The following is a 25373-nucleotide window of genomic DNA, read 5'->3' as shown; positions in this document are numbered from 1 at the left end:
CCTGGAAGGCGGGCACGGCCTACACCGCCGGCACCCGGGTCTCCCACTCCGGCGCCGACTACGAGTGCCGCCAGCCCCACACCGCCTCCGCGGGCTGGGAGCCCTCGAACGTCCCGGCCCTCTGGCTGCGCCTGAGCTGAGCCCCGTCCCCTGATCCCGCCGAACACCCCGGCGCCCGGCCGCATCCCACCGACGCGGCCGGGCGCCGGCGTGTCCGCGCGCCACGGGCCCCGGGGCGCCCCGGACCGCCGGAGCGGAGCGGGGGACCGCCGCGACCACGGCGGTCCGGGGCACGCGCGGATACGGGCTCACTCGATTCCCCGGGCGCGAGGCAGTGATGGGAGCATGGCCGAGTCATGAAGAACCCAACGGAAGGCCACGATCAGTGAGGCGGCTACTCACGGTCCTGCTGTTCGCGTGTGCCGCGCTGCTCGGCGTGGTCACCCCCGCGCAGGCCCACAACGTGCTGATCGGCAGCGACCCCAAGGACGGCGCCCAGCTCGCCACCGGTCCCGAGAAGATCACACTCACCTTCGACCAGCCGGTACGGCAGGGCTTCGCGCAGATCAGCGTGACCGGTCCCGACGGGAGCCGCTGGGAGGACGGCAAGACGGCCGTCGACAGCCAGGAGGTCGCCGTCGGCGTCAGGCCCCTGGGACCGGCCGGGCAGTACGTCGTGGGATACCGCATCCTGTCCTCCGACGGCCATCCGGTGGCCGGCAAGATCACCTTCACCCTGACCGCCGCCGGCCCGGGCACCGCGTCCCAGCCGGCCCCGGTCTCCTCGGCCGCCGCGCCGCAGGCTCCCGACCTGAGCGCCCAGGCCGCCGAGGCCGCGCAGAACGGCGGGGCCGGGATGGCGGTGCTGTGGATCGCCGCCGCCCTCGTCGTGCTGGGCGGCGCCACCGTCGTGGCGCTGCGCCGTACCAGGGAGCGGGGGGCCGCGGAATGACCGCGACCGTCGAGCGCGCCGCCGAGTCGGGCACGGTCAGGAGGCTGCTGGTCGGCGGCCTCGTCTCGGGAGCCGTGCTCGCCGTGCTGGCCGCGACGGCGTTGACCGCCGAGGAGGCGGTGCCGGGGATCGCGCTGCCCGGCCCGCTGGTGGAGTACGGCCTGCCGGTGCTGCGGGTGCTGCTGGACCTGGCCGCGGTGGCGGTGGTCGGGCTGAGCCTGCTGCCCAAGATGCTCGGCTTCGACGATCCGGAGCGGACCGAGCCGGTGATGCGCCGGGCACGGCCGCTGGCGGTGACGTTCGCGTGGGCGTGGGCGGTTCTGGCGCTGGTCGTCATCGTGTTCCAGACCGCCGAGCTGAACCCGGGGGCGCTCCCGACCCCGGGGATGATCGCCGAGTACGTCGACAGCGTCGGCGCGGGCCAGGGGATGCTCTTCAGCGCCGCCTGCGCGCTCACCTACGCCGGGATCGGGCTGCTGGCCGTGCGGTTCGGCGAGAAGGTGCCGGCCGAGCTGCGGATCGTGATCGCCTTCTTCGGCCTGCTGCCGATCCCGGTCACCGGCCACGCGGTCGACTCGGTCTGGCACGACCCCATCATGATCTCGATGGAGCTGCACGTGATGGGCTCGGCCGCCTGGACGGGCGGGCTGCTCATGATCATCATGCTGGTCGCCGCGGACCGTGAGCTGCTGGCCCGGGTCCTGCCGAAGTTCTCCAGGCTGGCGACGCTGGCGCTGGTCCTGGTCGGCGTCTCCGGCCTGGTGAACGGCCTGGCCACGATGGCCCTCACCCAGGGGGTGGAGCTGCCGGGCGCGGTGTTCACCAGCGACTACGGGCTGCTCGTGGTGGCCAAGACCGCGTGTGTGGCGCTGCTCGTCCCGTTCGCGGCCCACATCCGCTTCCGCCTGCTGCCGCGCATCGCTGAGCGGCAGGGGACGGCGGTCGCGGCGTGGGCGGCGGCGGAGATCACCGTGATGGGCCTGGCCTACGGTGTCGCGGTGGCTCTGACCACGGCGTCCATGTCCTGAGCCCGGAGGTGGTGCCGGGTGGAGGCCCACTCGGCACCCAGCCACAGGGCGGCGAGCATGAGACCGGCGGCCAGCATGGTCATGGGCGTCACCAGCGGCGGGGTGTGGTAGGCCACGCTCTGCAGGCGGAGCGCCTGGTCGACGAGGATCGTCGCCCCGAGTGAGCCGACCAGCGCCCGGACGACCGGGATCCGGATCAGGAACGCCAGGTCGACGGCGAGCGCGCCGGCGATCAGGAAGATCGGCACCGACGAGCGCGGGAAGTCCGCGAGCGCGAGGAGCGGCCAGATCAGGGTGCGGAAGACGAGGTAGACGCCGATCACAGCGGTGGCCGAGAACATCCGACCGATCATCGCGCGGGCGAAGACCAGGACGATCATGGCAGCCACCGCGGCGTAGATCGGATACACCTGGTCGGGCACCGGCAGCGAGAAGTTGACCACCATCTGCCGGTCCACCGCCCGGCCCATCTGGTCGGCGGCGAACTGCAGCAGGATGGGCTCGGCCTCCGGCTGCCCCCGGTCCCAGGCCGCGATGCCGAACACGCCGTACTCCTGGTGCTGCGCCGGGAACCAGACGTTCTCGAACAGGAACACGAAGAGCCCGCCGAGCACCAGCGTCCGCATCCGCCCGGGGGGCGCTCCCATGAACCAGCCCCGGATCACCCCGCAGACCATGAGGAACGTGCCGATGTAGAGCATCATGTGCGACGGGCTCCACGAGGTGATGTCGAGCCCGTTGACGCGGTGGTTGATCAGGTCCAGCGGCACCGCGATCAGGAAGATCCCGGTGCCCCAGCCGATGAGGCGCTGCGCGGTGCGGTCCACGCCGTAGCCGGTGTAGAGATGGATGATCGTGAGCGCGAGGGCGATGGCCGTGCCGACGCTGTTGAGCAGGTGCGGCGGCGCCAGATCATCACGGAGCCACCTGAAGTGCCAGGAAACGTCCCAGGAGGCGCCGAGCACCTTGAAGGAGAACGCCACCAGCCATCCGAGGTAGAGCAGCCGGAACAGGTCCTCCGGCGTCTCCCGGCCGGCCTTCCCCCGGTTCCAGTAGGGCAGGGCCCACTCGACGACTGGAGTGGTTCTTCGTTTCAGGCTCTCGACTGGCTTCACGCGTCGAAATGATGCCTGGCCTTTACCTTGGTACGCAATCGGGGACATCCCTTAGGCATCGTCCAGGCATTGGCATGGGCGGACCTTCATGTCGGGATAATTACATGCTATGGGAGCTTTTGTACGAGATGGCCACCCAGACGACGCCGAGGACGTCCTGCGTGTCAGGACCGAGACGTGGAAGACCGCCTACCGGGGGCTCCTTCCCCAGGACTACCTCGACGACCTGCGGGTGGAGCCCCGGGCGGTGGAGGTCTGGCGGGGAAGGCTCTCCTGCGGCGCCGGCCGCCTCGTGATCGGCGAGGCGGACGGCGAGGTCGCCGGTTTCGGCCTGTTCGGACCCGCGCGCGACGAGGGGCTCACCGGCGGGGAGATCTACGCGATCTACGTCCTCAGCGCGCACTGGTCGACCGGGCTGGGGTCGGCCCTCATGGACCGCTCGGTTGCCCGGCTGCGGGAGATGGGGTACGCGGAGGCGGGGCTCTGGGTCCTGGAGGGAAACGCCCGCGCCCGCGCGTTCTACGAGCGGTTCGGATTCACCGCCTCCGGCCTGGTCAAGGACGCCGAGGGCCTGCCGTTCCCGGCCCCCGAGGTGCACTACCGGCTCTCCCTCGCCGCCTCGGGCGCCTGACCTCCGGCGGCCGGAGCCGTCTCAGTTCCCTCTCAGCTCCTCTCAGTAGGCTCTCGGCATGAAGCTTGCAAGGGGACCGGCCACCTGGGTCGCGGTGGTCACCGTGCTGGTCGTCGGTGTCGCGACCTGGTTGCTGTGGCCGTCCGCACCGTCCGTACGGGCCCAGGACCAGAAGATCGCGGTGCTCGACGGACCGGATGACGACCAGAAGGTCACGCTCGACGCGAGTTTCTTCCCGCCCGCCGGTGGCGGCCGGGCTCCGGCGGTGCTGCTGGCGCACGGCTTCGGCGGCAGCAAGCAGAGCGTCCGGGACGCGGCGGTACGGCTGGCGCAGGAGGGCTACGCCGTGCTGACCTGGTCGGCACGGGGCTTCGGCCGGTCCACCGGGCAGATCGCGCTCAACTCCCCCGACTACGAGGTCAAGGACGTCCGCCAGCTCGTGGACTGGATGGCCAGGCGGCCCGAGGTCCAGCTCGACGCGGCCGGCGACCCCCGGCTGGGGATCGCGGGCGGCTCGTACGGCGGGGCCATCGCGCTGATGGCCGCCGCGCACGACAGCAGGATCGACGCGATCGTCCCCCAGGTCACCTGGCACGACCTGGCCGACGCGCTCTTCCCCAACGCCACCGGCCAGGGGCCGCAGAACGGCGTGTTCAAGCGGATGTGGGCGGGGCTGTTCTTCAGCCGGGGCGGCCCGGCGCCGGAGCCCGGGGTCGCCGCCGCGCTGGGCGGCGCCGCCCGGCCCGCCCGGTCCGCTCCGCCGCTGAACGCGGAGGAGGTCCGGTGCGGCCGGTTCCTGCCGGCGATCTGTGACATGTACCAGCAGGTGGCCGAGACCGGCCGGCCGACCCAGAGCGCGGTCGAGACCCTGCGCAGGTCCAGCCCGATCTCGGTGCCGGGGAAGATCAGGATTCCGACGCTGCTGCTCCAGGGACAGCGTGACTCGCTGTTCCCCCTGGGCCAGGCGGACGCCAACGCCAGGGCGATCGCCGCGACGGGCGCCCCGGTCGGCGTCGCCTGGTTCGACGGCGGCCACGACGGCGGCAACGGCGAGGTCGACTGGCTCCACGAGCAGACCCTCGGCTGGTTCGACCGCCATCTGAAGAAGGCCACCGGCGGCGAGGCCGTGAACAGCCCGTTCACCGTCACCCGCGACGGCGGCCGGGACCCGGGCACCCGCCGGCCGGTCCAGCTGCACGCCACCTCGGGCGGCTACCCCGGCCTGTCCGGCACCGGCCAGACCTCGGTGCCGCTCGGCGGTCCCGAGCAGAAGGTGGCCAACCCGCCGGGCGGCTCCCCCGCCTCGATCTCCGCCGTCCCCGGCTTCGGCGGTCTCACCAGCGGCGTCGGCAACCTGAACGTGTCGGTCGACATGGCCGGGCAGAGCGCCGACTTCGACTCCGCCCCCCTCACCGCCCCGCTCCAGGTGACCGGCAGCTCCACCGTGAAGGTGCGGGTGCGCTCCGAGCCCGGGGCCGGAGGCGAGAAGGCCGGTCCGGGTGAGGTGACGCTGTTCGCCAAGCTCTACGACGTGGCCGGCGACACCCAGGCCCCCATCCTGCCCGAGGGGCTCGCCGCCCCGGTCAGGATCACCCTGCCCGAGGGCGGGGCCGGGGAGGCCGCCGTCAGCCTGCCCGCCATCGACCACCGCTTCGACGCGGGGCACCGGCTGCGCGTCACGTTCACCACCACCGATCTCGGCTACAGCACGCCGGCCACCCCCGCCGTCTACACCGTCGGCCTGGCCGCACCGGCCGTGACCGTCCCGACCGACACCACCCTGCGGGCCCCCTCCACCGGTCCCGCCTGGTGGATCTGGGCGCTGCCGCTGGCCTCCGTGGTGGTCGCGGCGGCCCTGGTGCTCTCCGGGCGCCGGCGCCGCCGGGACGACCACGATCCCGACCTGGACGCCGTCCCCCTGCGGATCAACGGCCTGACCAAGGCCTACAGCAACGGCGAACTGGCTGTGAACGACCTGTCCTTCACCGTCGAGCACGGCCAGGTGCTCGGCCTGCTCGGCCCCAACGGCGCGGGCAAGACCACCACCATGCGGATGCTGATGGGCCTGATCCACCCCGACGCCGGCGAGATCCGGATCTTCGGTCACCGGATCGTGCCCGGCGCCCCCGTCCTGTCCCGGCTGGGCTCCTTCGTCGAGGGCCCCGGCTTCCTGCCGCACATGAGCGGCCGGGCCAACCTGGAGCTCTACTGGAAGGCGACGGGCCGTCCCACCGAGGACGCCCACTTCGCCGAGGCCCTGGAGATCGCCGGGCTCGGCGGCGCGCTGGAGCGCGCCGTGCGGACCTACTCCCAGGGCATGCGCCAGCGCCTGGCCATCGCCCAGGCCATGCTCGGCCTGCCCGACCTGCTGGTCCTCGACGAGCCCGCCAACGGTCTCGACCCGCCCCAGATCAGGGAGATGCGCAAGGTCCTGATCGCCTATGCCGCGCGGGGCCGTACCGTCATCGTCTCCAGCCACCTGCTCGCCGAGGTGGAGCAGACCTGCAGCCACGTGGTGGTCATGCACCGCGGCCGCCTCATCACGGCCGGCCCGGTGAGCGACCTGCTGAGCGGCCGTACCGCCGCCAACGGCTCGGGCACCCGCCTGGAGGACGTGTTCCTGGACCTGATCGGAGAGAACGCTTGAACGGCACCCACGGCCCCGGTACGGCTCTCGCCGGTTCCCCGGCGAGCACCGGCTCCCCGGGGGACGGCTCGGCGCCCGGCTACCTGGCCGGGCGGACGCTGCCGCTGATGGTGGAGGTGGTCCGCCAGTTCAAGCGCCGCCGCACGCTGGTCATGTTCGGCCTGCTGCTCGCGCTGCCGTGGATCCTGGTGATCGCCTTCAAGGTCGGCGCCGGCTCCGGCCAGCCGGGCAACACGCTGCGCATCTCCGACCTGGCGACCGAGGGCGGCCTGAACTTCGCCGCGTTCGCCCTCTCGGTGTCGGCGAGCTTCCTGCTGGTCGTCGCGGTGGCGCTGTTCTGCGGCGACACCGTGGCCAGCGAGGCGAGCTGGTCCTCGCTGCGCTACCTGCTGGCCGCCCCGATCCCCCGCGACCGGCTGCTGCGGCAGAAACTGATCGTCGCGATGGGCTACTCGGCGGCGGCGGTGATCTGCCTGCCGCTGATGGCGCTGCTGGCCGGGACCCTCGCCTTCGGCTGGAACGACGTCCGTGTGCCGGGCACCGGCGAGACCATCGCCGCGCTGGAGGTGCTGCCCCGCTTCGGGGTCGTGATCCTCTATGCCCTGATCAGCCAGTTCGTGGTCGCCGCACTGGCCTTCCTGCTCTCGGCCGGCACCGACTCCCCGCTCGGCGCGGTCGGCGGGGCGGTCGGCCTGGTGATCGTGAGCAGCATCCTGCAGGCGGTGAAGGCGCTCGGCTCGCTCCGGGAGTTCCTGCCGACGTTCTGGAACACGGCCTGGCTGGACGCCCTCGCCCCGCAGCCCGACTACAGCGGCATGCTCAAGGGGGTGGCCGTCTCGGTCACCTACTCGGCGATCCTGATCGCGTTCGCCTTCCGCAGGTTCCGGCGGAAGGATGTCGTTTCTTAACGCTTCAAGGCCGCTTTCTGATCCTTGACGCATTCGCAGCGAAGTATTGGCACTGGAGCGCCGCCCGCATAGTTCGCCCGGAAGTCTTTCCCCTCGGGCGAACTATGTCCGTTTTTTACCTATATGCGTTTCTTTATCACGCTCCAGGGTAGGAAACGGCTGATTCGGAAGCGAGATGCTTCCGGCACCTTCACAGCGACAGGCGTCAGTCCTTGACGACGTCTTCCCTCCCGTCCGACCGGCCGATCAAAGCCTCGCGGATGGACGGAACCCAAGGCGGAGCGATCGATTGGGGAGTGGTGATCGTGAAATGCGGAGCGCAGATAGCCCTGGCCGTCGGTGCGGGCTATCTTCTTGGCCGGAATCGCAGACTACGCATGGCGGTGGCGCTGGCGGCGGCTGGCGCGACCGGCCGGCTGGGCGCGAGCGGGAGCGACCTGGTGCAGCAGGCGCTGAAGAAGCTCGGGACCGTCCCGGAGCTGGAGAAGATCGTCGACAGCGTCCGGGGAGAGCTGTTCGAGGTCGGCAAGGCCGCGGCCAAGGCCGCGGCGACCAAGCAGGTCGACACGCTGACCTCCAAGCTCCACGAGCGCGCGGACATGCTCCGGAGACCCGGCAAGCCCCAGGAGGCCGAGGAGAGCGAAGAAGAGGAGCAGGAGCCCACTCCCAGGCGCCGCGGCCGGCAGGCCGCCAGGGGTCGCGAGGAGCAGGAGCCCGAGGAAGAGGAAGAGGAGTACGAAGAGGATCTTGAGGAGGAGGAGCCCGAAGAGGAGGAAGAGCCCGAGGAGGAGGAACCGGAGGAGGAGCCGGAACCCGCTCCCAGGCGCCGCCCCTCTGCCTCCCGCCGCCGGCCGGCCGCCAGGGCCCGCGAGGAGCAGGAGCCCGAGGAGGAGGAAGAGGAAGAGGAGCCGAGGCCCAGGGGAGCCAGGCGCCGTGGCGGCGTGCAGCGTGAGACGACGCCCGCGCGCAGCCGGCCCGTCCGCCGGGCACGGGGGTGAGCTCGATGACCGAGGACTCCAAGGACCAGCCGGAACGTGAGAGCGAGCAGTTCCTCCCGGTCGAGCAGCTCACCCGGGAACTGCGGAACCTCGCCGAGGCGCTCGGGGAGCGGATCCTGTCGTCGGCGACCGAGAAGATCGGCGGCCTGACCAGCCGGCTGACCGACTACGCGGGGGGCGGCGGATCGGACGATTCAGGTGGATCGGGCGGATCCGGCGCGTTGGGCCTCATAGGGTCGGTGATCGGATCGAAGCATCCCGTGGCCGCCGGGCTCAAGGGAGCGGCCAAAATGGCGGCCGGCGGCCTGATGCAGAAGATCACCGGCGGTGGCAAGGGCGGCAAGGGGAAGAAGCTCAAGTTCACCAACATCATCGAGTCGCTCGACATGGGCGCCCCCCGGAGACTCGTCTACGACCAGTGGACCCAGTTCCAGGACTTCCCCAGCTTCATGAAGAAGGTCGAAGGGGTCGACCAGCAGTCCGACGAGAAGACGACGTGGAAGGCGCAGGTCTTCTGGTCCCACCGGGTCTGGGAGTCGACGATCGTCGAGCAGGTGCCCGACCAGCGGATCATCTGGCGCTCCAAGGGTGCCAAGGGCTACGTCGACGGCGCCGTGACCTTCCATGAGCTCTCCCCTGACATGACGCGGGTCCTGCTGGTGCTGGAATACCACCCGCAGGGCCTGTTCGAGCGCACCGGCAACCTCTGGCGCGCCCAGGGCCGGCGGGCCCGCCTGGAGTTCAAGCACTTCCGGCGGCACGTCATGATGCAGGCGCTGCTCCATCCCGACGAGATCGAGGGCTGGCGCGGCGAGATACGCGACAGCAAGGTCGTCAAGGACCAGGAGACCGCGCTCCGCGAGGAGCAGGAGCAGGAGGAGCGCGAGAAGGGGCCCGAGGAGGAACCCGAGGAGCCCGGACAGGAAGAGGGGGCGGCGGAGGAACCCGAGGAGGGCGAGCCCGAGGAAGAGGAGCCCGAGGAGGAGCGCGGGGAGGCCGAGGAAGAGGAACCCGAGGAAGAGCCCGAGGAGGCCGAGGAAGAGGAGCCCGAGGAGGAGCGCGGGGAGGCCGAGGAGGAGGAAGAGCCGGAGCCCGAGGAGGAGGAGCCCGAGGAGGAGCCGGAGGAGGAGCCGGAGCAGAGAAGACGTCCGGTGCGTCGCCGGCGCCGTGAGGCGGAGGCGGAGACGGAAGACAGGCCGCCTCCACGCCCCGCCCGCCGCCGGGCCGCCGCCCGAGGCGCATGACCCGGCCGCCGGAGAGCGGGCACAGAGCCGAGGAGACAGCGGATGACCATGGTGCAGCCTTCGGGTGGCGGGGCTAGCGGTCGTGGGTCCTCGTCGGGATTGGCCGACGTCATCGACACGATTCTCGACAAGGGCCTCGTCATCGACGCCTTCGTCAGGGTCTCCGTCGTCGGCATCGAGATCCTGACGATCGACGCGCGCATCGTCGTGGCCAGCGTCGACACCTACCTCCGCTTCGCGGAGGCCACGAACCGGCTGGATCTCACGCAGACCGGAGGAAAGGGCCTGCCTGAAGTCCTGCAGGACACGACACAGGGCGTGAGCAAGTCGAAGACCAAGGGGATCGCCCAGGGAGCACTGGAAACGGCCGGAGAGAAACTGCGCGACATCGTCGGCGAGCTCGAGGAGGAGCCCGAACCGGCGCCCCGCAAACGGCGGCGGCGAGAGGAGGAGTGAGATGCCCGGCTCTACCGGAAAGACCAGGACCGCCAAGGCCGGGGAGACCGCCCGGCGTGACCAGGACAGCAATTCCTACGTCTACGGTGTCGTGCCGGCGGACGTCGAGCTGGATCCCGAGACCCGGGGCGTGGGTGACCCACCCGGCCGGATCAAACTGGTACGGCACGGCGAGATCGCCGCGCTGGTGAGTGACATCGTCCTGGACCGCCCGCTCGGCAGGCCGGACGACCTGCTGGCCCATCAGCGGCTGCTGGACGCCACCGCGGCCGAGGTGCCCGTGCTCCCGTTCCGCTTCGGGGCGGTGGTGTCCAACTCCGAGGCGGTCGTCGAGGAGCTGCTGGGCCCCAACCACGACGACTTCCTCGCCGCCCTGAAAGAGCTGGAGGGGCGGGCGGAGTACGTCGTCAAGGGCCGGTACGTCGAGCGGGTGGTGATCGGCGAGGTTCTCGCCGAGGACCCGGAGGCCGCCCGGCTGCGCGAGGAGATCCGCGGCCGGCCGGAGGAGGCGACCTGGGACGCGCGGATCCAGCTCGGGCAGATGATCGGCGAGGCGGTCGCGGCCAAGCGCGACGCGGACACGGCAGCGCTGGTCGACGCCCTCGCTCCGACGTGTGTCGGCGTCGTCGTGCGTGAGCCGACCCACGAGCAGGACGCCGCGCATGTGGCCGTCCTCGTGGACACCGACCGGCGGGCGGAGTTCGAGAAGGTCCTGGACGAGTTCGGCGAGCGATGGGCGGGCCGGATCGATCTGCGCCTGCTCGGCCCGCTGGCGCCGTACGACTTCGTCGTGGCGCCGGGACAGGGGGGATGACAGATGGACCTGCTGGGTCTGACCATCGGCCTGCCGTTCGCGCCGATCCGCGCGCTCATCCGGATCGGAGAGCTGATACAGGAGCAGGCCGAGCTCGAAATGCGGCATCCGGCGGCGGTCCGGCGCCGGCTGGAGGAGTTGGAGGAGGCCAGGCTCTCCGGCGAGATCTCCGAGGAGGAGGAGGCCCGGGCGACGGCGGAGATCCTCGAACAGATGGTGGTCCAGCCGGACCTCTCCGGCGCGGACGCGCCGGAGAGAAGCGGAGAGGGGGAGTGACCTCGTGCCCGTCAGCCGTAGAACCCATGACAAGCACGCGGACGTCTCCGACGACCTTTACGAGGAAGAAGAGGAGGCGCCGCTCGACGAGGAGGACGACGCCTTCGACGAGGACGAGGACATCACGGACGAGGAAGAGACGGAGGAGCCTTCCGGCACCCGCCGGCGCGCCCTCTCCGCGGTGACCGCCGGCCGGGCCGGGGTGCGTCACATCGCCGAGCTGACCGGGCGCGAGGCTGAGGGCGTCGTCTTCGTACAGCCGGAGCAGGACGGCTGGCGGGTCGGGATCGAGGTCGTGGAGGACCGCCGCGTCCCTTCCTCCGGCGACATCCTGGCGCTCTACGAGATCGACATGGACCGTGAGGGAAACCTGCTCTCCTACCGCAGGACGCGGCGCTACAAGCGCGGCAGAGGCGACGACGGCGAGGCGCACTGAGATGGCCGATCCCGTGCGCTCCGGTTCCCCGATGACCCAGGGCTACGGCGGCAGGGCGCCCGCCCGGCAGGGGTCGTCCACCAACCTCGGCGACATCCTGGAGCGGGTGCTCGACAGAGGCGTGGTGATCGTGGGGGACATCCGCGTGAACCTGCTGGACATCGAGCTGCTCACGATCAAGCTGCGGCTGCTGATCGCCTCGGTGGACACGGCCCGGGAGCTGGGCATCGACTGGTGGGAGCACGATCCGTGGCTCAGCTCGAAGGACCGTGACCTGGTCGAGGAGAACCGCCGGCTCCGCAGACGGCTCGTCGCCGCGGAGGGCGACCGGGGAGAGCTTTCGGACAGGGACCGCAGAGAGCTCGAGAAGGGCCGGGACCGCCGGGAGGAGCTCCACGACGAGCCGGGCGGCAGGGAGCACCGGGACGGACTCCGTGACGAGTGGGACGAGCGGAGCGACCGTGACGAGCGGAGCGACCGTGACGAGCGGAGCGACCGGAGCGACCGGAGCGACCGGAGCGACCGGGAGGACCGGAGCGACCGGAGCGACCGCGACGAGCGGGACGAGCGCCGTCCCGTCGGGTCCCGGCGGAGGACCGCCAGGAGACGGCCGCGTGGAGCGGAGGACGGCGGTGGCTGACTTCGGCACGTACGTCTACGCGGTCGCGCGCGACGTGGGCCGTCCCCACCCGGCCGGTCTGACGGGGGTGGCCGGCACGCCCGTGTGGACGATCGAGCGCGCCGGGCTCGTCGCCTATGTGAGTACCGTGCCGCTGGACCAGTTCGGGGAGGAGCCGCTGCGGCGCTCCCTGGAGGACCTGGACTGGGTGGGCGGAACGGCCCGTGCCCACCACCACGTCGTGGAGGTCGTGGCGGAGAAGGCCGCGACGGCGCCCATCCGGCTCGTGACCGTCTACAGCAGCCAGGAACAGGTGGGCGAGCTGCTGGAACGGCGGCACGACGACTTCGTCACGCTGCTCTCCCGCGTCACCGGGCGGAAGGAGTGGGGGGTGAAGGCATACGTGCGGCAGGCCGCGGAACCTGCCGGCGCGGAGGGCGGGGACGCCCTGGAGGCGGACAGTCCCGGCATCGCCTACCTGAAACGCCGCCAGGCGAGCCTGCGCGGCCGGGAGGACGCCTGGCGGCGCGCGGCCTCCCAGGCCGAGCGCATCCACACGTCGCTGGCGGCCGTCGCCGTCGCGAGCCGGCGCCACAGGCCCCAGGACCCGAGCCTGTCCGGCCGCGACGAGTGGATGCTGCTCAACGGCGCCTACCTCGTCGACGACGGACGCGGCGACGAGTTCGCCGCCGTCCTCGACACCCTCCGCGGGGAGGGGATCGACGTGGAGCTCACCGGCCCCTGGGCGCCCTACTCCTTCACCGCCCTCGACCTGGACCTCGACGCCGGTGATCCGGAGTCACGCGATGGCGGGTGAGAGGTCGCGAGGCGCCGCGCTGGCCGCGGAGGGGCGTCTTCCGCCCGAGCGGGTGGCACTTGTCGACCTGCTGGACAGGCTGCTGGCCGGCGGCGTCGTCGTCACCGGGGACCTCGTCCTCTCCATCGCCGACATCGACCTCGTGCGCATCTCGCTGCGCGTACTGATCACCTCCGTCAACGGGTCCTTCACGACCGAACGGAAGAACGAGCATGGGAGGAACGGATATGAACCGGTCCGGGAGTGAGCCTCTCGCGGTGAGCGCCGCGGCGGCGCCGGACACGGCGCGTTCGGGCCGCTGGCGCGTCGAGACCGACCCCGAGCGGGTCGAGCGGGATCTGACCTGTCTCGTCCTCACCCTCGTCGAGCTCGTACGCCAGCTGGTGGAGCGGCAGTGCGTGCGGCGGATGGACCAGGGGGACCTGTCCGACGAGCAGATCGAGACGCTGGGGCTGACCCTGATGCGCCTCGAAGAGGCCATGGCCGAGCTGTGCGAGCGTTTCGACCTGTCCCCGTCCGATCTCAACCTCGACCTCGGCCCCCTGGGGACCCTTCTCCCCGTGGACTGACCGGGCCGTGGACCGACCGGGCTCGCGGCGCCGGTCCGGGCCCGGCCGGCCGCGGTCGCGCGGCTCCCCCGGGCACGTCCCGCGACCGCCCCCGGGCGCGGCTAGCCCCAGTGGGGCGGACGGTCCTCCAGGAACCGGGCGTCGTCGTCCGGCTCCCGCCAGTCGCCCCACCCCAGGTCGGTGTCGTCGCTGGTCTGGTCGGGCAGGATAGGCGGCCCGTCGTCGGAGAGGTCGACGGGGCGCAGGTCGTCAGGCTCATGCGATGTCACGCCTCCATGCTAGCCACCGTGACGGTGAGTCATTTCTCCATCGGGTGCAAGGCGTGTCTCCCCCTCGGCGGAAAGCCCGCCACCGTAGCCCCGCAGCGCCAAGGACAGCCGGGGGGTCCGGCGGGTACGATGCGGATGCAGTGTCAGCTACCCCCCGTGAGGCGGCCATGGCAACGCCATCAGGATGGCGGCGAGACGGCAATCTCCCCAACGAGCTAACCAGCTTCGTGGGACGCACCAGGTTGCTGACCACCCTCAGGCAGCGGCTCCGCGAGCATCGCCTGGTCACGGTGACCGGCATCGGCGGTGTCGGCAAGTCCCGCACGGCGTTGCGCATCGCGCACCTGATGCGCGGCCAGTTCAAGGACGGCGTGTGGTTCGCCGACCTGGCCCGGTTGCAGGACTCGGGGATGGTCAGGCACACGATCACCTCGGCGCTCGGGATCGCCGACCAGTCCTCCCGCTCGGCGGACGAGACGCTGGTCGAGTGGCTGGGCGACCGCGAGATCCTGCTGATCATCGATACGTGCGAGCATCTGGTCGACGCCTGCGCCGCGCTCTTCGAGGATCTGCTGAGCAACGCCAGGGGCCTGACCATCCTGGCGACCAGCCGCCAGTCGCTGAACGCCAGGGGCGAGCACACGGTCACCATCCCACCGCTGACCGTCCCCGGCGACTCGCCCGGAGAAGACGTCTTCAGCAACGAGGCGGTGCAGCTCTTCACCGCGCGGGCGGGCGCGGTGGTGCCCAACTTCATGCTGGACGAGCAGAACATCGGCCCCGTGGCCGAGCTCTGCCGCCGCCTGGACGGCATCCCGCTCGCCATCGAGCTGGCCGCGGTCCGGATGCGGGCGCTGTCGGTGGAGCAGATCCTCGGCCTGCTGGCCGACCGGTTCAGCCTGCTCGCCGGCGCCAGCCGTACGGCGCTGCCCCGCCACCAGACGCTGCGCGCCGCGATCGGCTGGAGCCACGAGCTGTGCGAGCCCGCGGAGCGGCTCCTGTGGGCCCGGCTGTCGGTCTTCGCCGGCGACTTCGAGCTGGACGCCGCCCGCTACGTCTGCTCCGGGGAGAGCCTGCCCGCCGAGGATGTCATGGACCTCGTCGCCAGCCTGGTGGAGAAGTCCATCCTGCTGAGCGACGGCACACCCTCGGGACACCGCTACCGGCTGATCGACACCCTGCGCCAGTACGGTGAGGAGTGGCTGGAGAAGCTCGGCGAGACCGCCGCCGTCCGGGAGCGGCACCGCGACTACTACCTGCAGCTCGCCACGAGGAGCGAGGAGGCCTGGTCCGGCGCCCGTCAGGTCTACTGGTACGTCCGGATGCGCCATGAGCACGACAACATCCGCGTGGCCCTGGACTACTGCCTGCGCAACCCCTCCGAGGTGCAGTCGGGGCTGAAGCTGCTGTCCTCCCTGTGGTTCATGTGGGTGGCCTGCGGGCTGGCCCGCGAGGGCAGGCTCTATCTGGAGAAGACCCTGGAGCTGACGTCCCAGCCGACTCCGGAGCGGTGCAAGGCGCTGTGGGTGCTCTCCTACATCAACAGCGCGCAGGGCAACATCTCCGGCGCCGTCGACGCGGCGGAGAAGTGCAGTTCGGACGCCGTCCGGGTGGGCGACTCCGGCGCGGTCATCCTGGCCACCAAGATGCTCGGCACGGCCGCGTTCCTCCAGGGCGACCTGCAGAAGGCCAGCGCGCTGCTCGGCGTCGCGATCGAGTTCCACAAGAGCGGCCGGGAGCTCAACCCGGGGCTGCTCCCCTCGATCGTCGAGCTGTCGATGGTGCTGCTCATGCAGAACGACCCGGCCGAGGCCGAGGTGCTGCTGCGCGACTGCATCGCGGTCTGCACCCAGCGCGGCGAGCTGTGGCTGCGCTCCTACGCCATCTACGCGCTGGCCAGCGTCCACCAGGCGATGGGCCGTGCCCCCGAGTCCATGGCCAACGCGCGCGAGGCGCTCCGGCTCAAGCGCAACTTCCACGACGTGCTCGGCATCGGCCTGGCGATCGAGGTGGTGGCCAAGCAGGCGCTGGACGACGGGCAGCCGGTGCTCGCGGCCCGGCTGATGGGCGCCGGTCAGGCGAACTGGCGCACCTTCGGGATGCCCCAGATGAACTCGCCGTTCTTCAACGCCGAGCACGACCGGTGCGTCAAGGAGTGCAAGCGCGTCCTGGGCGAGCAGGCGCACGAGGAGGCGTTCGCGCAGGGCAAGAAGCTGAATCTGGAGGAGCTGATCGAGCTCGCACTCGGCGACCAGGAGTCGGACGACCCGCTCCCCCAGATGTGATCACCGGGTGGGACGCTGCCGGGCCGCCCGCCAGGCGTCGGTGTAGCGGGAGCTGGTCAGCGAGTAGTCGACGCTGCCGCTGACCCAGAACTCCAGGCCGCGCACGTAGGCGAGCACTGCCTCCGAGCCGAGCGCCTCCAGCGAGGGGCGTACGGCCACCATGTCGGCGATGGCCTGGTTGCGCATCTCGCCGATCTCCTCCATCGCCTCCTGCCGGGAGTAGTGCCGGTGCTCGGCCAGCACGTTCACCAGGTTGTTGCGGGAGTTGCCGCTGTCGCGCTCCTTGGCGTAGGAGATGAGGTCGTTGTCCCAGACGACGACGTCGTTGGCGCTCTCGGTGATCGCGCGCATTCCGGGGTGGCGCCACTCGTCGGCGCTCAGGCTGCGGCCGCTGGCGACGTCGATGAGGGCGAAGACCGTGAGCATGGCCCCGGTCCGCCGCCGCATGAAGATGTAGTCGTCCAGGGAGGGCACCACCTCGTCCTCCCGGTTGGCCGCCTCCCACACCTGGGCGAACAGGTAGTCCTTGGTGACGTTGCGCCACCGGTCGAGCTGCTCGTCGTCGCCGTAGGCGGCGATCCTGCCCTTGATCTCCAGCAGGGACTTGGCGAACACGTCGTCGACCTCGGAGCCCGCGTCCAGATCCTCCAGGACGGCGTAGAACTGCGGCAGTGCGCGCGCGATCTCCGCGGCGCGCCTGTCCGACTCGCAGAACGCGTCGTCGAAGGCGAACAGCCACACGCACCAGTCGCTCACCAGCCGGAGGGTGTGGTGCTCGGCGTAGGGATATGTCCGGGCGGACAACCATCCGTACTTCGCCTGTCTGTAGCGCTCCACCGTCCCGGCGTCGTCCAGCATTTCCGAGTCGATGAGCCATTCGAGGGTCTCTTTGTCGACCTGCTCGACATGGGGATTGACTTCGCTCGGGAAGGGACAGAGAAGCGGAGGCAGACGGAGGGGCTGATTGAACCTGTGCGTAGCAGTAGTTCCCACCCGTCAAGAATGGCCTAACTCTGAGTGCTTTCATATATATCTGACAGTAATGACGGGTCCTAAATAAGGATTAATGTCCAAACCATTTGAGGTACTCGTCCTGGCCGAACATCCGGGCCGCGTCCGTCGCCGAGGGGCTCCCCGCGTCCGGGTCGGCGCCCGCCTCCAGGAGGGCGCGGACCACCTCGGGCTCCTTTTTGAAGACCGCGCCGGACAGCGGCGTCTGTCCCCGGTCGTTGGCCCGTCCCGGGTCGGCGCCCAGCGCGGTCAGCGCCCGGACCGTCTCCGGGTGACCGTGGTAGGCGGCGAGCATCAGCAGCGTGTCGCCCCGGTCGTTGCACAGGTCGACCGGGACCCCGGCCTCGACGTAGGCGCGGAGCTGCCCGGTCTGCCCGGTCCTGGCCAGGTCGAACAGGCGGGTCGCGAACTCCTCGAGCTCCGGGTCAGGCTGCATGGGATCCATTGTGCCCCGATAGGGTGCCCTGTGATCGCCGCGGGTAGGCGGAATTCACCGGGCACCCCACGGGTTCATGTGAAGAGACGACCGACGAAAGGCTGGAACACGGTGTTCGACCCGACGGATCTCTACCGGCTCAGCGGAGACGTCCCTGAGCTGACCGATCCGGTGCTGCTCTACCACTTCGACGGGTTCGTGGACGCGGGTGGCGCCGGACGGCTCGCCATCGGCCACCTGCTCGGCGAGCTGGAGCACCGGGTCGTCGCGACCTTTGACGTGGACCGCCTGCTCGACTACCGGTCCCGACGGCCGATCATGACCTTCGACACCGACCGGTGGGTGAGCGTGGAGAGCCCCGAGATCGCCCTCCACCTGGTCAAGGACACCACGGGCACGCCGTTCCTGCTGCTCACCGGCCCCGAGCCGGACCGCGAGTGGGAGCTGTTCACCGCCGCCCTCGGGGCGCTGGCCACCCGGCTGAAGGTGAGCAAGCTGGTCACCACCCACGGCATCCCGATGGCCGTCCCGCACACCCGCCCGCTGGGCGTCACCGGTCACGCCACCCGCCCCGAGCTCGTCACCGGCCAGACCAGCGCCTTCGGCAAGGTCCAGGTGCCCGGCAGCGTGGCCGCCCTGATCGAGTTCAGGCTCGGCGCCGAGGGTCACGACGCCCTCGGCTACGCCGTGCACGTCCCGCACTACCTGGCCCAGGCGGAGTATCCCGCGGCGGCGGTGACCGCCCTGGAGGCGGTGACCAGGAGCACCGGGCTGGTGTTCCCGCTGGAGAGCCTGCGCGAGGCCGCGGAGAGCACCGACACCGAGATCGCCGAGCAGATCGAGGCCTCCGACGAGCTGTCCACCGCGATCACCGGCCTCGAACAGCAGTATGACGCGTTCGCCGCCGGCTCCGAGCGCGAGAGCCTGATGGCGGAGCCCTCCGAGATGCCCACCGGCGACGAGCTCGCCGCCCAGTTCGAGGCCTTCCTCGCCGAACGCGACGAGCAGCGCGGTGACTGACCTGCGCGTCGGCCTCATCGGGTACGGCGTGGCCGGGGCGTTCTTCCACGCCCCGCTGGTCGCCGCGACCCCGGGGCTGAGCCTGTCGGCCGTGGTGACCGGCAACCCCGGGCGCGCGGCCGAGGTCCGGGAGAAGTACGGCGCGCGGGCGGTGGGCGACGCCGCCGAGCTGTGGGACTCCAGCGACCTGATCGTGGTCGCCTCCCCCAACCGGACCCACGTCCCGCTGGCCGAGGCCGCCCTGAAGGCCGGCCTGCCCGTGGTGGTGGACAAGCCGCTGGCGGCGACCGCGGCGCAGGCCCGCGACCTGGTACGACTGGCGGGCGATCTCGGCCTGATGCTGACCGTGTTCCAGAACCGGCGCTGGGACGGCGACTTCCTGACGGCCGAGCGGCTGGTCTCCTCCGGGGAGCTGGGCACGGTGAGCCGGCTGGAGTCGCGGTTCGAGCGCTGGCGGCCCACCCCCAAGGGCGGCTGGCGCGAGCTCGGCGGCGCCGAGGAGATCGGCGGCCTCCTCTACGACCTCGGCAGCCATCTGGTCGACCAGGCTCTGCGCCTGCTCGGCCCGGTCACCCACGTCTACGCCGAGTCCGACATCCGCCGTCCCGGGGTCGCCTCCGACGACGACACCTTCATCGCCCTGACCCATGCCGGCGGCGCCCGCTCCCACCTGTGGGCCAGCGCGGTCGCGCCCCGGCTCGGCCCCCGCTTCCGGATCCTGGGCTCGCAGGCCGGCTACGTGAAACACGGCCTGGACGTCCAGGAGGACCAGCTGCGCGCCGGTCTCACCCCGGACTCCCCAGGTTTCGGCGAGGAGCCGCGGGAGCGGTGGGGCACCCTGGGCACCGACGAGACGGGCCGCCCCGTCCGCACCGAACCGGGCGCCTACGCCGGCTTCTACAGGGCGGTGGCGGCGAGCCTCCGTGACGGCGCCCCGCCGCCGGTGGACCCCGGAGAGGTGGTCGAGGCCCTCACCGTCCTGGAGGCCGCCCGCCGGTCGGCCGCCGAGCGCCGGGTCGTCGCCCTCTGAGACCCGCGAGGGACCGAGATCCCTCGCGGGCGACGTCAGTCGCGCAGGCGGGAGCGGAGCGCCTGGGAGTCGGCCTCGGTCCAGCCCTGGGAGGCGAGCCACGGCAGGGGCCCGCCGAAACGGTCGTCGAGGACGTGGAGGAACTGCTCGATGTACTCCGGGCGCGGCCGGTGGTCGTCGGCCGGGCGGGAGTCGAGGTCGTCGCGGTAGGTGGGGCTGGAGCGCAGGCGGGCCAGGATGCCCTCCAGTCGCTCGCCGGTGGCCGTGTAGTCGGCGACGATCGCCTCCCGGGTGGCCCCGGCGACTTCGAGGGCCAGGGCGCAGACGACGCCGGTGCGGTCCTTGCCCGCCGCGCAGTGCACGACGGCGGCGCCATCGTCGCTGGCCATGACGCGCAGGGCGGCCAGCACCGAGTCGGGGCGGTCGCGCAGGTAGGAGTAGTAGAAGCCGGTCACCCTGAGCTCGGCGAGATCCTCCTCCTCGACCCGCTCCTGCCAGGGCAGCACCTTGTCGGCGTCGATCGTGTCGGCCTCGACGTCGGTGTGCCTGCCCCCCTCGGCGAACAGGGTGTGGTGGTGGATGCTCACCTCCGGCACGGTCGTGAGCGGCCCGGGGCCCTCCAGGGACACCTCGGCGCCGGAGCGCAGGTCGACGACGTGGCGGAGCTTCAGCTCGCCGACGAGCAGCTCGATGTCGCGCTCCGTCAGTCCCTGCAGGTTGTCCGACCGGTAGACCCGGCCGGAGCGCGTGGTCCCGCCGTCCACCGTGGCGAGCCCGCCGAGGTCGCGCACGTTGACGGCACCTTCAAGATCAATCCATCGCGTGAAGTCGTTCATCACTCATGAGCCTATACGGCGTGGTATGGCCGCGCAGTTAACGCCGGGTGCTCATTGCCGCAACGGCGACGCCCGCGTCGCGCGGGCCACGGCTGAGGACGGACGCCCGGCGCCGTGACCTTGACACCCCCGCCGGACGCCCGGCGCCGCGACCGGTGACGCCCCCGCCGGGGCACGCGGTCGCGGCCGGGCCGGCTCACTCCCCCGCGCGGCGCAGGAGTTCGAGGGTGCGGCCCATCCCGGCCTGGTTGCCCAGGCTCCGGTAGATGTCCTGGGCCTGTCTGAGCGGGGAGACCGCCGCCGCGTGGTCGCCCGCCTCCAGGTGCGCCTCGCCGAGGTAGCGCAGGCTCCGGGCCATCCACCAGCGGTCGCCCAGCTCCTCGAAGGCGTGCACGGCCCGCTCCAGCGCCTCCCGCGCCTCCCGGGTACGGCCCAGCCGGCTGTGGGCGCGTCCCGCCGACAGCTCGCTCCGGGCCACGCCCCAGGAGTCGCCGAGGGCGGCCAGCATCTCCGTGGCCCGTCGTACGTAGGTCAGCTCGCGGAGCCCGTCGGCGGGGTTGCCGACCTCACCGGCCGCGCGCAGGCACCTGGCCTCCTCCCAGAGCTCCCCTCTGAGCCGGAACGTCTCCGCCGCCCGGTCCAGGCTGAAACCGGCCCGCGTGAAGTCCTCCGCGGCGGCCCTGGTCTCCCCCTGGGCGTGCAGCGTTCGCGCGATCGCGCCGAGCACCTCCCCGTAGGCGCGCAGGGTCTGCGCCTCGGAGTAGCGGTTGCGGTCGTGCTTGAACACCCGCAGGGCGTCCTCCAGCAGCTTCCTGGCCTGCTCGGGTCTGCGCTGGGCGAGCCGGAGCTCGGCTAGGTTGCGCTGCGTCCTGGCCGACCACCAGCGGTCCTCCTCCCCCTTGAAGGCCGTGATCGCCTCAAGGAGGTAGCCCTGGCCCTGGTCGAGGTTGCCGTCGCTGAACAGGGCCATGCCGACCGCCCGCATCGCCCGCGCGGACCACCAGGACTCGCCCAGGTCGGTGAAGATCTCCAGCGCGCGCTCGGCGTCCGCCCTGGCGACCTCGTGGCTGCCCTGCCCGCCGCTCACCGCCGCCCGGTCCAGCAGCGCGATGCCCAGGGCCCGCCGGTCGTCCATGTGGGCCGCCGCCTCGCACACGATCTCGGCGACCGACCGCCAGTCGGACCAGTAGGCCCGCAGGGAGTGGCAGAGCGAGCAGAAGGCGCGGCCCAGGCCCCAGGCCAGGTCCCACATCTCCAGGGCGCGGGCCTGGTTGATCATGGCGACCATGGTCAGCCGCTCGGCGTTGAGCCAGTCGGCCGCCGACGCCTGGGCGACGGTCGTGGTCGCCGGGTCGGCGTTCCTGCCGCTGCGGCCCCAGTCCTGGGGCCAGCGGGCCATGGCCGCGGTCTCGGCCCGGCGGCGGTAGCCGGACAGGACCCGTTCGATGGCCGCCCTGCGGTGATCGTCGTCCTCGTCGGAGACGGCCAGCTCGTGGGCGAAGATGCGGACCAGGTCGTGCAGCCGGTAGCGCATCACGCCGGAGAAGTCGACGCCCGAGCACTCGGCGAGCTGGGTGTCGATGAGCGCCTCGAGCTGGTCGGCCCCGTCCAGCTCGGAGGCGGCCAGCAGCTCCCCCGCCACCCAGCCGGGCACGTCGGGGGCGGTGAGGAGGCTGAGCAGGCGCAGCAGGCGGCGCTGGAGGCCGGTGCAGTCGTCGTAGCTGAGCTGGAGCGAGGCGCGCACGCTCTTGTCGAGCCTGCGGGCGAGTTCGAGGTGGTCCAGGCGGCGGCGCTCGTCCCTCAGCCGGTCGGCGAGCTCGCGCAGGGTCCAGTTCTCCCGGGTCGCCAGACGGCCGCCGCAGATGCTGATGGCCAGCGGCAGGTGGTCGCACATCCGGACGATCTCCCGGGCCGACTCCAGGTCGGCGGCGACCCGGTCGTCCCCGGCCAGCCGGGCCAGCAGTTCCACGCCCTGCGCCTCGCTGAACACCGAGAGCTGCCTGTCGTAGGTGTTGAGCAGGAACAGCGGCTGCCGCGAAGTGATCATGACCGCGCATCCCGGCTCGGCCGGGATCAGGTCCTTGACCTGGTCTCCGTCCTGGGCGTTGTCCAGGCCGATCAGGATGCGCTTTCCCTTGGTCCACGTCAGCCAGAGCTTGCGCAGCTCGGCCGGGCCGCCGGGGTCGGTGGTGAGCCGCACCCCCAGCGCCCGCAGGAAGCCGATCAGCACCTCCTCGGGCTGGATCGGCGCCTCCACCGCGCCGCGCAGGTCGGCGTAGAGGCGTCCGTCGGGGAAGCGGTCGGCGACCTCGTGCCCGAACCTGGCGATGAGCATGGATTTGCCCACCCCGCCCCTGCCGTAGACCGAGACGACCAGCGGCGCGTTGTCCTCGTCGCTACCACGGGCGCGGTGGTGCCCGGCGAACACCCGGCGCAGCTCCGCCAGCGACTCGGTCCGCCCGGTGAAGTGCGCGGAGACCGGGGGCCACTGGTCGGGCGGGCGCCAGGACGGGCCGTCTCCCGCGGGCTTCTCCGCCCGGCTGCCGGCGGTCGCCCAGGTGAGCAGGCCGACCAGGAGGGCTGCGAGCACGGTGACGCCGACCTTGGCCTCGGTGGGCAGGTCCCAGACGTCCAGCGACGTGGCCAGGATGCTGGCCGCCGCGGCGGCGATGCCCGCCGCGGCGGGGGCCGCCAGCGAGATCGACCGCCTCGACGGTCGCGGACCACGATGATCAGGCACGTTTGACGGCCCGGGCATCCACACCCCTCGGAGAGAACCGCGGCACGCCCGCGGCCCCCCGACCCAGCCGACGTGTCTCAAGATTGATTCAACCAGACGCCCGGCCGGCGGTGGCGGGGTACGGCGGGCCCGCCGTACCCCGCCACCGCCCTTCCGGGAGTTCTGCGGCCTTCCGCAGTGCCCTCTACAGGCCGATCACGTGACAGGTGGCCTTGGCGGTCTTGGACGGGTCGCTCTCGGAGGTGGCGGTCAGCGTGACCTTGGCCAGGCGGCTGCCCCCGGAGGCCCGCTGGGCCTTGACGTCCACCAGTGCCTGCTTGCCGAAGCCGGCGGTGGCGAGCCGGTTGGGCACGGAGGCCGTCCAGCCGCCGCCCTCGACGGTGGCCGACAGCCGGTAGACGTCGCTCTTGAGGTAGGCGCTCACGTCCTCGGGGTGCTGCCCCTGGGCGGGAGCGGACCTGCCGGTGTTGAACAGCGGGAACCGGCAGGAGGACAGGCCCTTGCCGTCGGGGATCCCGGCGGCGGGCAGCAGCTTCACGCCGCGCTTCTGCGGCCCGGCGCCGTCCAGGGAGCGGACGGCCACCGTGTAGGACAGGATGCCCTTGCGGTCACGCTGCAGGTCGAGGACGTAGAAGTGGAGCCTGTTGGCCTCGTCCACGTACTCGAACTCGGACCCGGAGTCGGCGCCCGCGTGGAACAGGGCGTCCGACAGCTGGCGGTAGTCGCCGATCGTGATGGGCACGGCGGTGCCGTCGGGCAGGACGTAGTCGGTCATGCCGATGTCCTGGGGGTTGGCGTCGACGACCCACTCGAAGGGCGCGCGGTCCTGGTTCTTGGTCTTGGCCAGCAGCACGCCGGAGTCGGGGGTGAAGGAGTCGGCGCCCATCCGGTCGACGACCTCGACGGTGTAGTTGTCGTAGCCGCCGCCGTCGCAGAGCGGGTCGGTCGCGACGGCGCAGGCGGGGCTCCGGTCGCCGTCGCCGAAGGCGATGTTGACCCCGGACAGGCCGGTCGGTCCCGGCTGGGCCACCCGGGCGGTCACCTTGGCCACGACGAGACCGGAGTCGGCCAGCGCCCCGCGGGACAGGCGCAGCACGTTCTGCTCGTCCACCATCTCAAGCTTGATCTTGTTGCGGAGCATGTGCTGAGCGCCCATGGAACCGCCGCCGGTGGGCGGGATCATCCAGCGGCTGTGCGGGCCGCCCGGGCCGTTGAAGCTGCCCCGGCTGAGCATCTCCCAGATACCGGTGTAGGCCCGGCGCGGCGGCACCCCGAACGGGTTGTTGTAGTTGTCGCCGATGCCGAGGATGTGGCTGAGCTCGTGGGCGTAGACGCCCTGACCGGAGCTCTCGGCCTGGGTGGACGATCCGCCTCCGGCGTTGGGCCAGATGGAGGAGGCCGAGGCCCAGGAGGTCCACTCCACGTACCGGGTCGCGGCCCAGTTGGGCAGGGCGGGGTCCGGTGGGCCGAAGTCGTCGGTCACCGCCTCCTTGGCCGGGAACTTGATCGGCCCGAACTCCTGCCAGGTGGCCGACTCGTCCTGGCCTGCGCTCAGGAAGAAGACGAAGTCGAACCCGGCGGGGATCTCCGGACCTTCGGCGCCGACCCACGCGGCCCGCCCGTCGGTCCTGATGTTCTTGTTGCAGCTGTCGCCCGCCGGGCAGCCGGTGCCCGCCTGGAACTCCATGGCGTACTCGTGGGACTTGCCCGGCATCTGGTACGGGCCGAAGGCGGTCAGGTCGACGCCGTAACGGCCCCCGGAGTCCTCCATCCAGTACTCGTGGATGGTGTGGCCGCGGTTGAGCTGGTTGGGGGTGTTGAGGAAGTCCTTGTAGAACCCGGCGACCTGCTCGCGTGGGATGTCGTGGGCCTCGGCGCTGGGGTTCTTGAAGACGGTCGACCCCTGGGGCTGGGTGACCACGAACGGCTGGTTGGGGTAGTCGAGCAGGACCAGCGCGCCGCGGAAGGTGCGCTTGGAACCCTTGACCGCGGGATCGGCCCAGCTGGTGCCCGGCGGCTTCTTGTAGTCGGCCCACGTCATGTGGTCCGGGTTCTTCCAGTTCTGCGGGTCGATCTCAAATGTCGCACCGGCGGGCCGCGCCGTGGTGTGTTTTCCTACACCTGACAGATGACCTTCCTACAGAAGATGATTGATCGCTGCTAAAACGATCTATAGCGTCATTTGTCGTGACTCGACCCCCCAGGTTACTGAAAGCACTGATCGCAGCGGTGGTGC

At 71.4% G+C, this 25373-nt stretch carries 26 protein-coding genes; 19 read left to right on the top strand and 7 right to left on the bottom strand.

Going from position 1 to position 25373, the window contains the following annotated elements; translation table 11 throughout:
* From CA984_RS49065 to CA984_RS26280, 3 genes are all read left to right on the top strand, one after another.
* On the top strand, nucleotides 1–140 hold a 140-nt coding region (locus CA984_RS49065), incomplete at its 5' end, for a carbohydrate-binding protein (protein WP_341351729.1).
* A gap of 245 nt (nucleotides 141–385) precedes the next feature.
* A complete protein-coding gene (locus tag CA984_RS26285; protein ID WP_086576218.1) occupies nucleotides 386–952 on the top strand; it encodes a copper resistance CopC family protein in 567 nt (188 codons plus the stop codon).
* Entirely contained in the window at nucleotides 949–1980 is a 1032-nt protein-coding gene (locus tag CA984_RS26280; RefSeq protein ID WP_086576217.1) for a copper resistance D family protein, read from the top strand. The genes CA984_RS26285 and CA984_RS26280 overlap by 4 nt, the downstream gene beginning before the upstream one ends.
* Here the strand turns inward: CA984_RS26280 and CA984_RS26275 are convergent.
* Entirely contained in the window at nucleotides 1938–3095 is a 1158-nt protein-coding gene (locus tag CA984_RS26275) for a hypothetical protein (RefSeq protein WP_086576216.1), read from the bottom strand. The two genes, CA984_RS26280 and CA984_RS26275, sit on opposite strands and share 43 nt — an antisense overlap.
* A gap of 109 nt (nucleotides 3096–3204) precedes the next feature.
* On the opposite strand from CA984_RS26275, the gene CA984_RS26270 reads away from it, so the two are divergent.
* From CA984_RS26270 to CA984_RS26210, 13 genes are all read left to right on the top strand, one after another.
* Nucleotides 3205–3726, top strand: coding sequence for a GNAT family N-acetyltransferase (locus CA984_RS26270; RefSeq protein ID WP_086576215.1), 522 nt, complete (start codon nucleotides 3205–3207; stop codon nucleotides 3724–3726).
* 58 nt (nucleotides 3727–3784) lie between these two features.
* Nucleotides 3785–6373: a CocE/NonD family hydrolase gene (locus tag CA984_RS26265; RefSeq protein WP_086576214.1), complete on the top strand. Its 2589-nt coding sequence runs from the start codon at nucleotides 3785–3787 to the stop codon at nucleotides 6371–6373.
* Nucleotides 6370–7281, top strand: a complete 912-nt coding sequence (locus CA984_RS26260; protein WP_165781413.1) for an ABC transporter permease — start codon at nucleotides 6370–6372, stop codon at nucleotides 7279–7281. The genes CA984_RS26265 and CA984_RS26260 overlap by 4 nt, the downstream gene beginning before the upstream one ends.
* Before the next feature lie 377 nt (nucleotides 7282–7658).
* Nucleotides 7659–8279, top strand: coding sequence for a hypothetical protein (locus CA984_RS46465; protein ID WP_165781412.1), 621 nt, complete (start codon nucleotides 7659–7661; stop codon nucleotides 8277–8279).
* A 5-nt stretch (nucleotides 8280–8284) separates the two neighbouring features.
* A complete protein-coding gene (locus tag CA984_RS26250) occupies nucleotides 8285–9523 on the top strand; it encodes an SRPBCC family protein (protein ID WP_086576213.1) in 1239 nt (412 codons plus the stop codon).
* 42 nt (nucleotides 9524–9565) lie between these two features.
* The gene (gene gvpJ, locus CA984_RS26245; protein ID WP_086576212.1) at nucleotides 9566–9979 is read left to right on the top strand and encodes a gas vesicle protein GvpJ; all 414 of its coding nucleotides are present in this window, start codon (nucleotides 9566–9568) and stop codon (nucleotides 9977–9979) included.
* 1 nt (nucleotide 9980) lies between these two features.
* The gene (locus tag CA984_RS26240) at nucleotides 9981–10793 is read left to right on the top strand and encodes a GvpL/GvpF family gas vesicle protein (protein WP_086576211.1); all 813 of its coding nucleotides are present in this window, start codon (nucleotides 9981–9983) and stop codon (nucleotides 10791–10793) included.
* Nucleotides 10794–10796: 3 nt separating this feature from the next.
* On the top strand, nucleotides 10797–11069 hold the full coding sequence (locus CA984_RS26235; RefSeq protein WP_086576210.1) for a gas vesicle protein GvpG: 273 nt from the start codon (nucleotides 10797–10799) through the stop codon (nucleotides 11067–11069).
* A 4-nt stretch (nucleotides 11070–11073) separates the two neighbouring features.
* On the top strand, nucleotides 11074–11505 hold the full coding sequence (gene gvpO / locus CA984_RS26230; protein WP_207621038.1) for a gas vesicle protein GvpO: 432 nt from the start codon (nucleotides 11074–11076) through the stop codon (nucleotides 11503–11505).
* A gap of 1 nt (nucleotide 11506) precedes the next feature.
* A complete protein-coding gene (locus CA984_RS49345) occupies nucleotides 11507–12145 on the top strand; it encodes a gas vesicle protein (protein ID WP_242676176.1) in 639 nt (212 codons plus the stop codon).
* Entirely contained in the window at nucleotides 12120–12941 is an 822-nt protein-coding gene (locus CA984_RS26220; protein ID WP_086576209.1) for a GvpL/GvpF family gas vesicle protein, read from the top strand. The genes CA984_RS49345 and CA984_RS26220 overlap by 26 nt, the downstream gene beginning before the upstream one ends.
* Nucleotides 12931–13188 carry a gas vesicle protein gene (locus tag CA984_RS26215; protein ID WP_086576208.1) on the top strand — a complete coding sequence of 86 codons (258 nt, stop codon included), beginning with the start codon at nucleotides 12931–12933 and terminating at the stop codon, nucleotides 13186–13188. The genes CA984_RS26220 and CA984_RS26215 overlap by 11 nt, the downstream gene beginning before the upstream one ends.
* A gap of 10 nt (nucleotides 13189–13198) precedes the next feature.
* Nucleotides 13199–13510 (top strand): gas vesicle protein K, encoded by a 312-nt coding sequence (locus CA984_RS26210; protein ID WP_086576219.1) that lies wholly within the window; start codon nucleotides 13199–13201, stop codon nucleotides 13508–13510.
* Between the two features lie 101 nt (nucleotides 13511–13611).
* Here the strand turns inward: CA984_RS26210 and CA984_RS46460 are convergent, their stop codons facing one another.
* Complete coding sequence (locus CA984_RS46460; protein WP_012893301.1) at nucleotides 13612–13779, bottom strand: hypothetical protein; 168 nt, start codon at nucleotides 13777–13779, stop codon at nucleotides 13612–13614.
* A 227-nt stretch (nucleotides 13780–14006) separates the two neighbouring features.
* Between CA984_RS46460 and CA984_RS26205 the strand changes: the two genes are divergently transcribed.
* The gene (locus CA984_RS26205) at nucleotides 14007–16064 is read left to right on the top strand and encodes an ATP-binding protein (protein ID WP_242676175.1); all 2058 of its coding nucleotides are present in this window, start codon (nucleotides 14007–14009) and stop codon (nucleotides 16062–16064) included.
* Here CA984_RS26205 and CA984_RS26200 read toward each other — a convergent pair whose 3' ends face one another.
* Nucleotides 16065–17057 (bottom strand): 4-epi-cubebol synthase, encoded by a 993-nt coding sequence (locus CA984_RS26200; protein ID WP_341351728.1) that lies wholly within the window; start codon nucleotides 17055–17057, stop codon nucleotides 16065–16067. It lies immediately after the preceding gene.
* Between the two features lie 70 nt (nucleotides 17058–17127).
* Nucleotides 17128–17520 carry an ankyrin repeat domain-containing protein gene (locus tag CA984_RS26195; RefSeq protein ID WP_086576205.1) on the bottom strand — a complete coding sequence of 131 codons (393 nt, stop codon included), beginning with the start codon at nucleotides 17518–17520 and terminating at the stop codon, nucleotides 17128–17130.
* Nucleotides 17521–17622: 102 nt separating this feature from the next.
* Between CA984_RS26195 and CA984_RS26190 the strand changes: the two genes are divergently transcribed.
* Both CA984_RS26190 and CA984_RS26185 read left to right on the top strand, forming a co-directional pair.
* A complete protein-coding gene (locus CA984_RS26190; protein ID WP_086576204.1) occupies nucleotides 17623–18531 on the top strand; it encodes a proteasome assembly chaperone family protein in 909 nt (302 codons plus the stop codon).
* On the top strand, nucleotides 18524–19561 hold the full coding sequence (locus CA984_RS26185) for a Gfo/Idh/MocA family oxidoreductase (RefSeq protein ID WP_086576203.1): 1038 nt from the start codon (nucleotides 18524–18526) through the stop codon (nucleotides 19559–19561). Before CA984_RS26190 ends, CA984_RS26185 begins: the two co-directional genes overlap by 8 nt.
* 35 nt (nucleotides 19562–19596) lie before the next feature.
* Here the strand turns inward: CA984_RS26185 and CA984_RS26180 are convergent, their stop codons facing one another.
* The 3 genes from CA984_RS26180 to CA984_RS26170 all read right to left on the bottom strand — a co-directional run bounded on the left by CA984_RS26180 (nucleotide 19597) and on the right by CA984_RS26170 (nucleotide 25178).
* Nucleotides 19597–20397, bottom strand: a complete 801-nt coding sequence (locus CA984_RS26180) for a tyrosine-protein phosphatase (RefSeq protein ID WP_086576202.1) — start codon at nucleotides 20395–20397, stop codon at nucleotides 19597–19599.
* Nucleotides 20398–20593: 196 nt separating this feature from the next.
* Entirely contained in the window at nucleotides 20594–23155 is a 2562-nt protein-coding gene (locus CA984_RS26175) for a tetratricopeptide repeat protein (protein WP_108724623.1), read from the bottom strand.
* Between the two features lie 166 nt (nucleotides 23156–23321).
* Nucleotides 23322–25178 carry a M6 family metalloprotease domain-containing protein gene (locus tag CA984_RS26170; RefSeq protein WP_242676174.1) on the bottom strand — a complete coding sequence of 619 codons (1857 nt, stop codon included), beginning with the start codon at nucleotides 25176–25178 and terminating at the stop codon, nucleotides 23322–23324.
* Between the last annotated feature and the right edge of the window lie 195 nt (nucleotides 25179–25373).

This window comes from Streptosporangium minutum (assembly GCF_002149035.1).
GTDB lineage: Bacteria > Actinomycetota > Actinomycetes > Streptosporangiales > Streptosporangiaceae > Streptosporangium > Streptosporangium minutum.
Note: the sequence above shows the minus strand (reverse complement) of the source record. Positions and strands in the feature narration are given on the sequence as shown.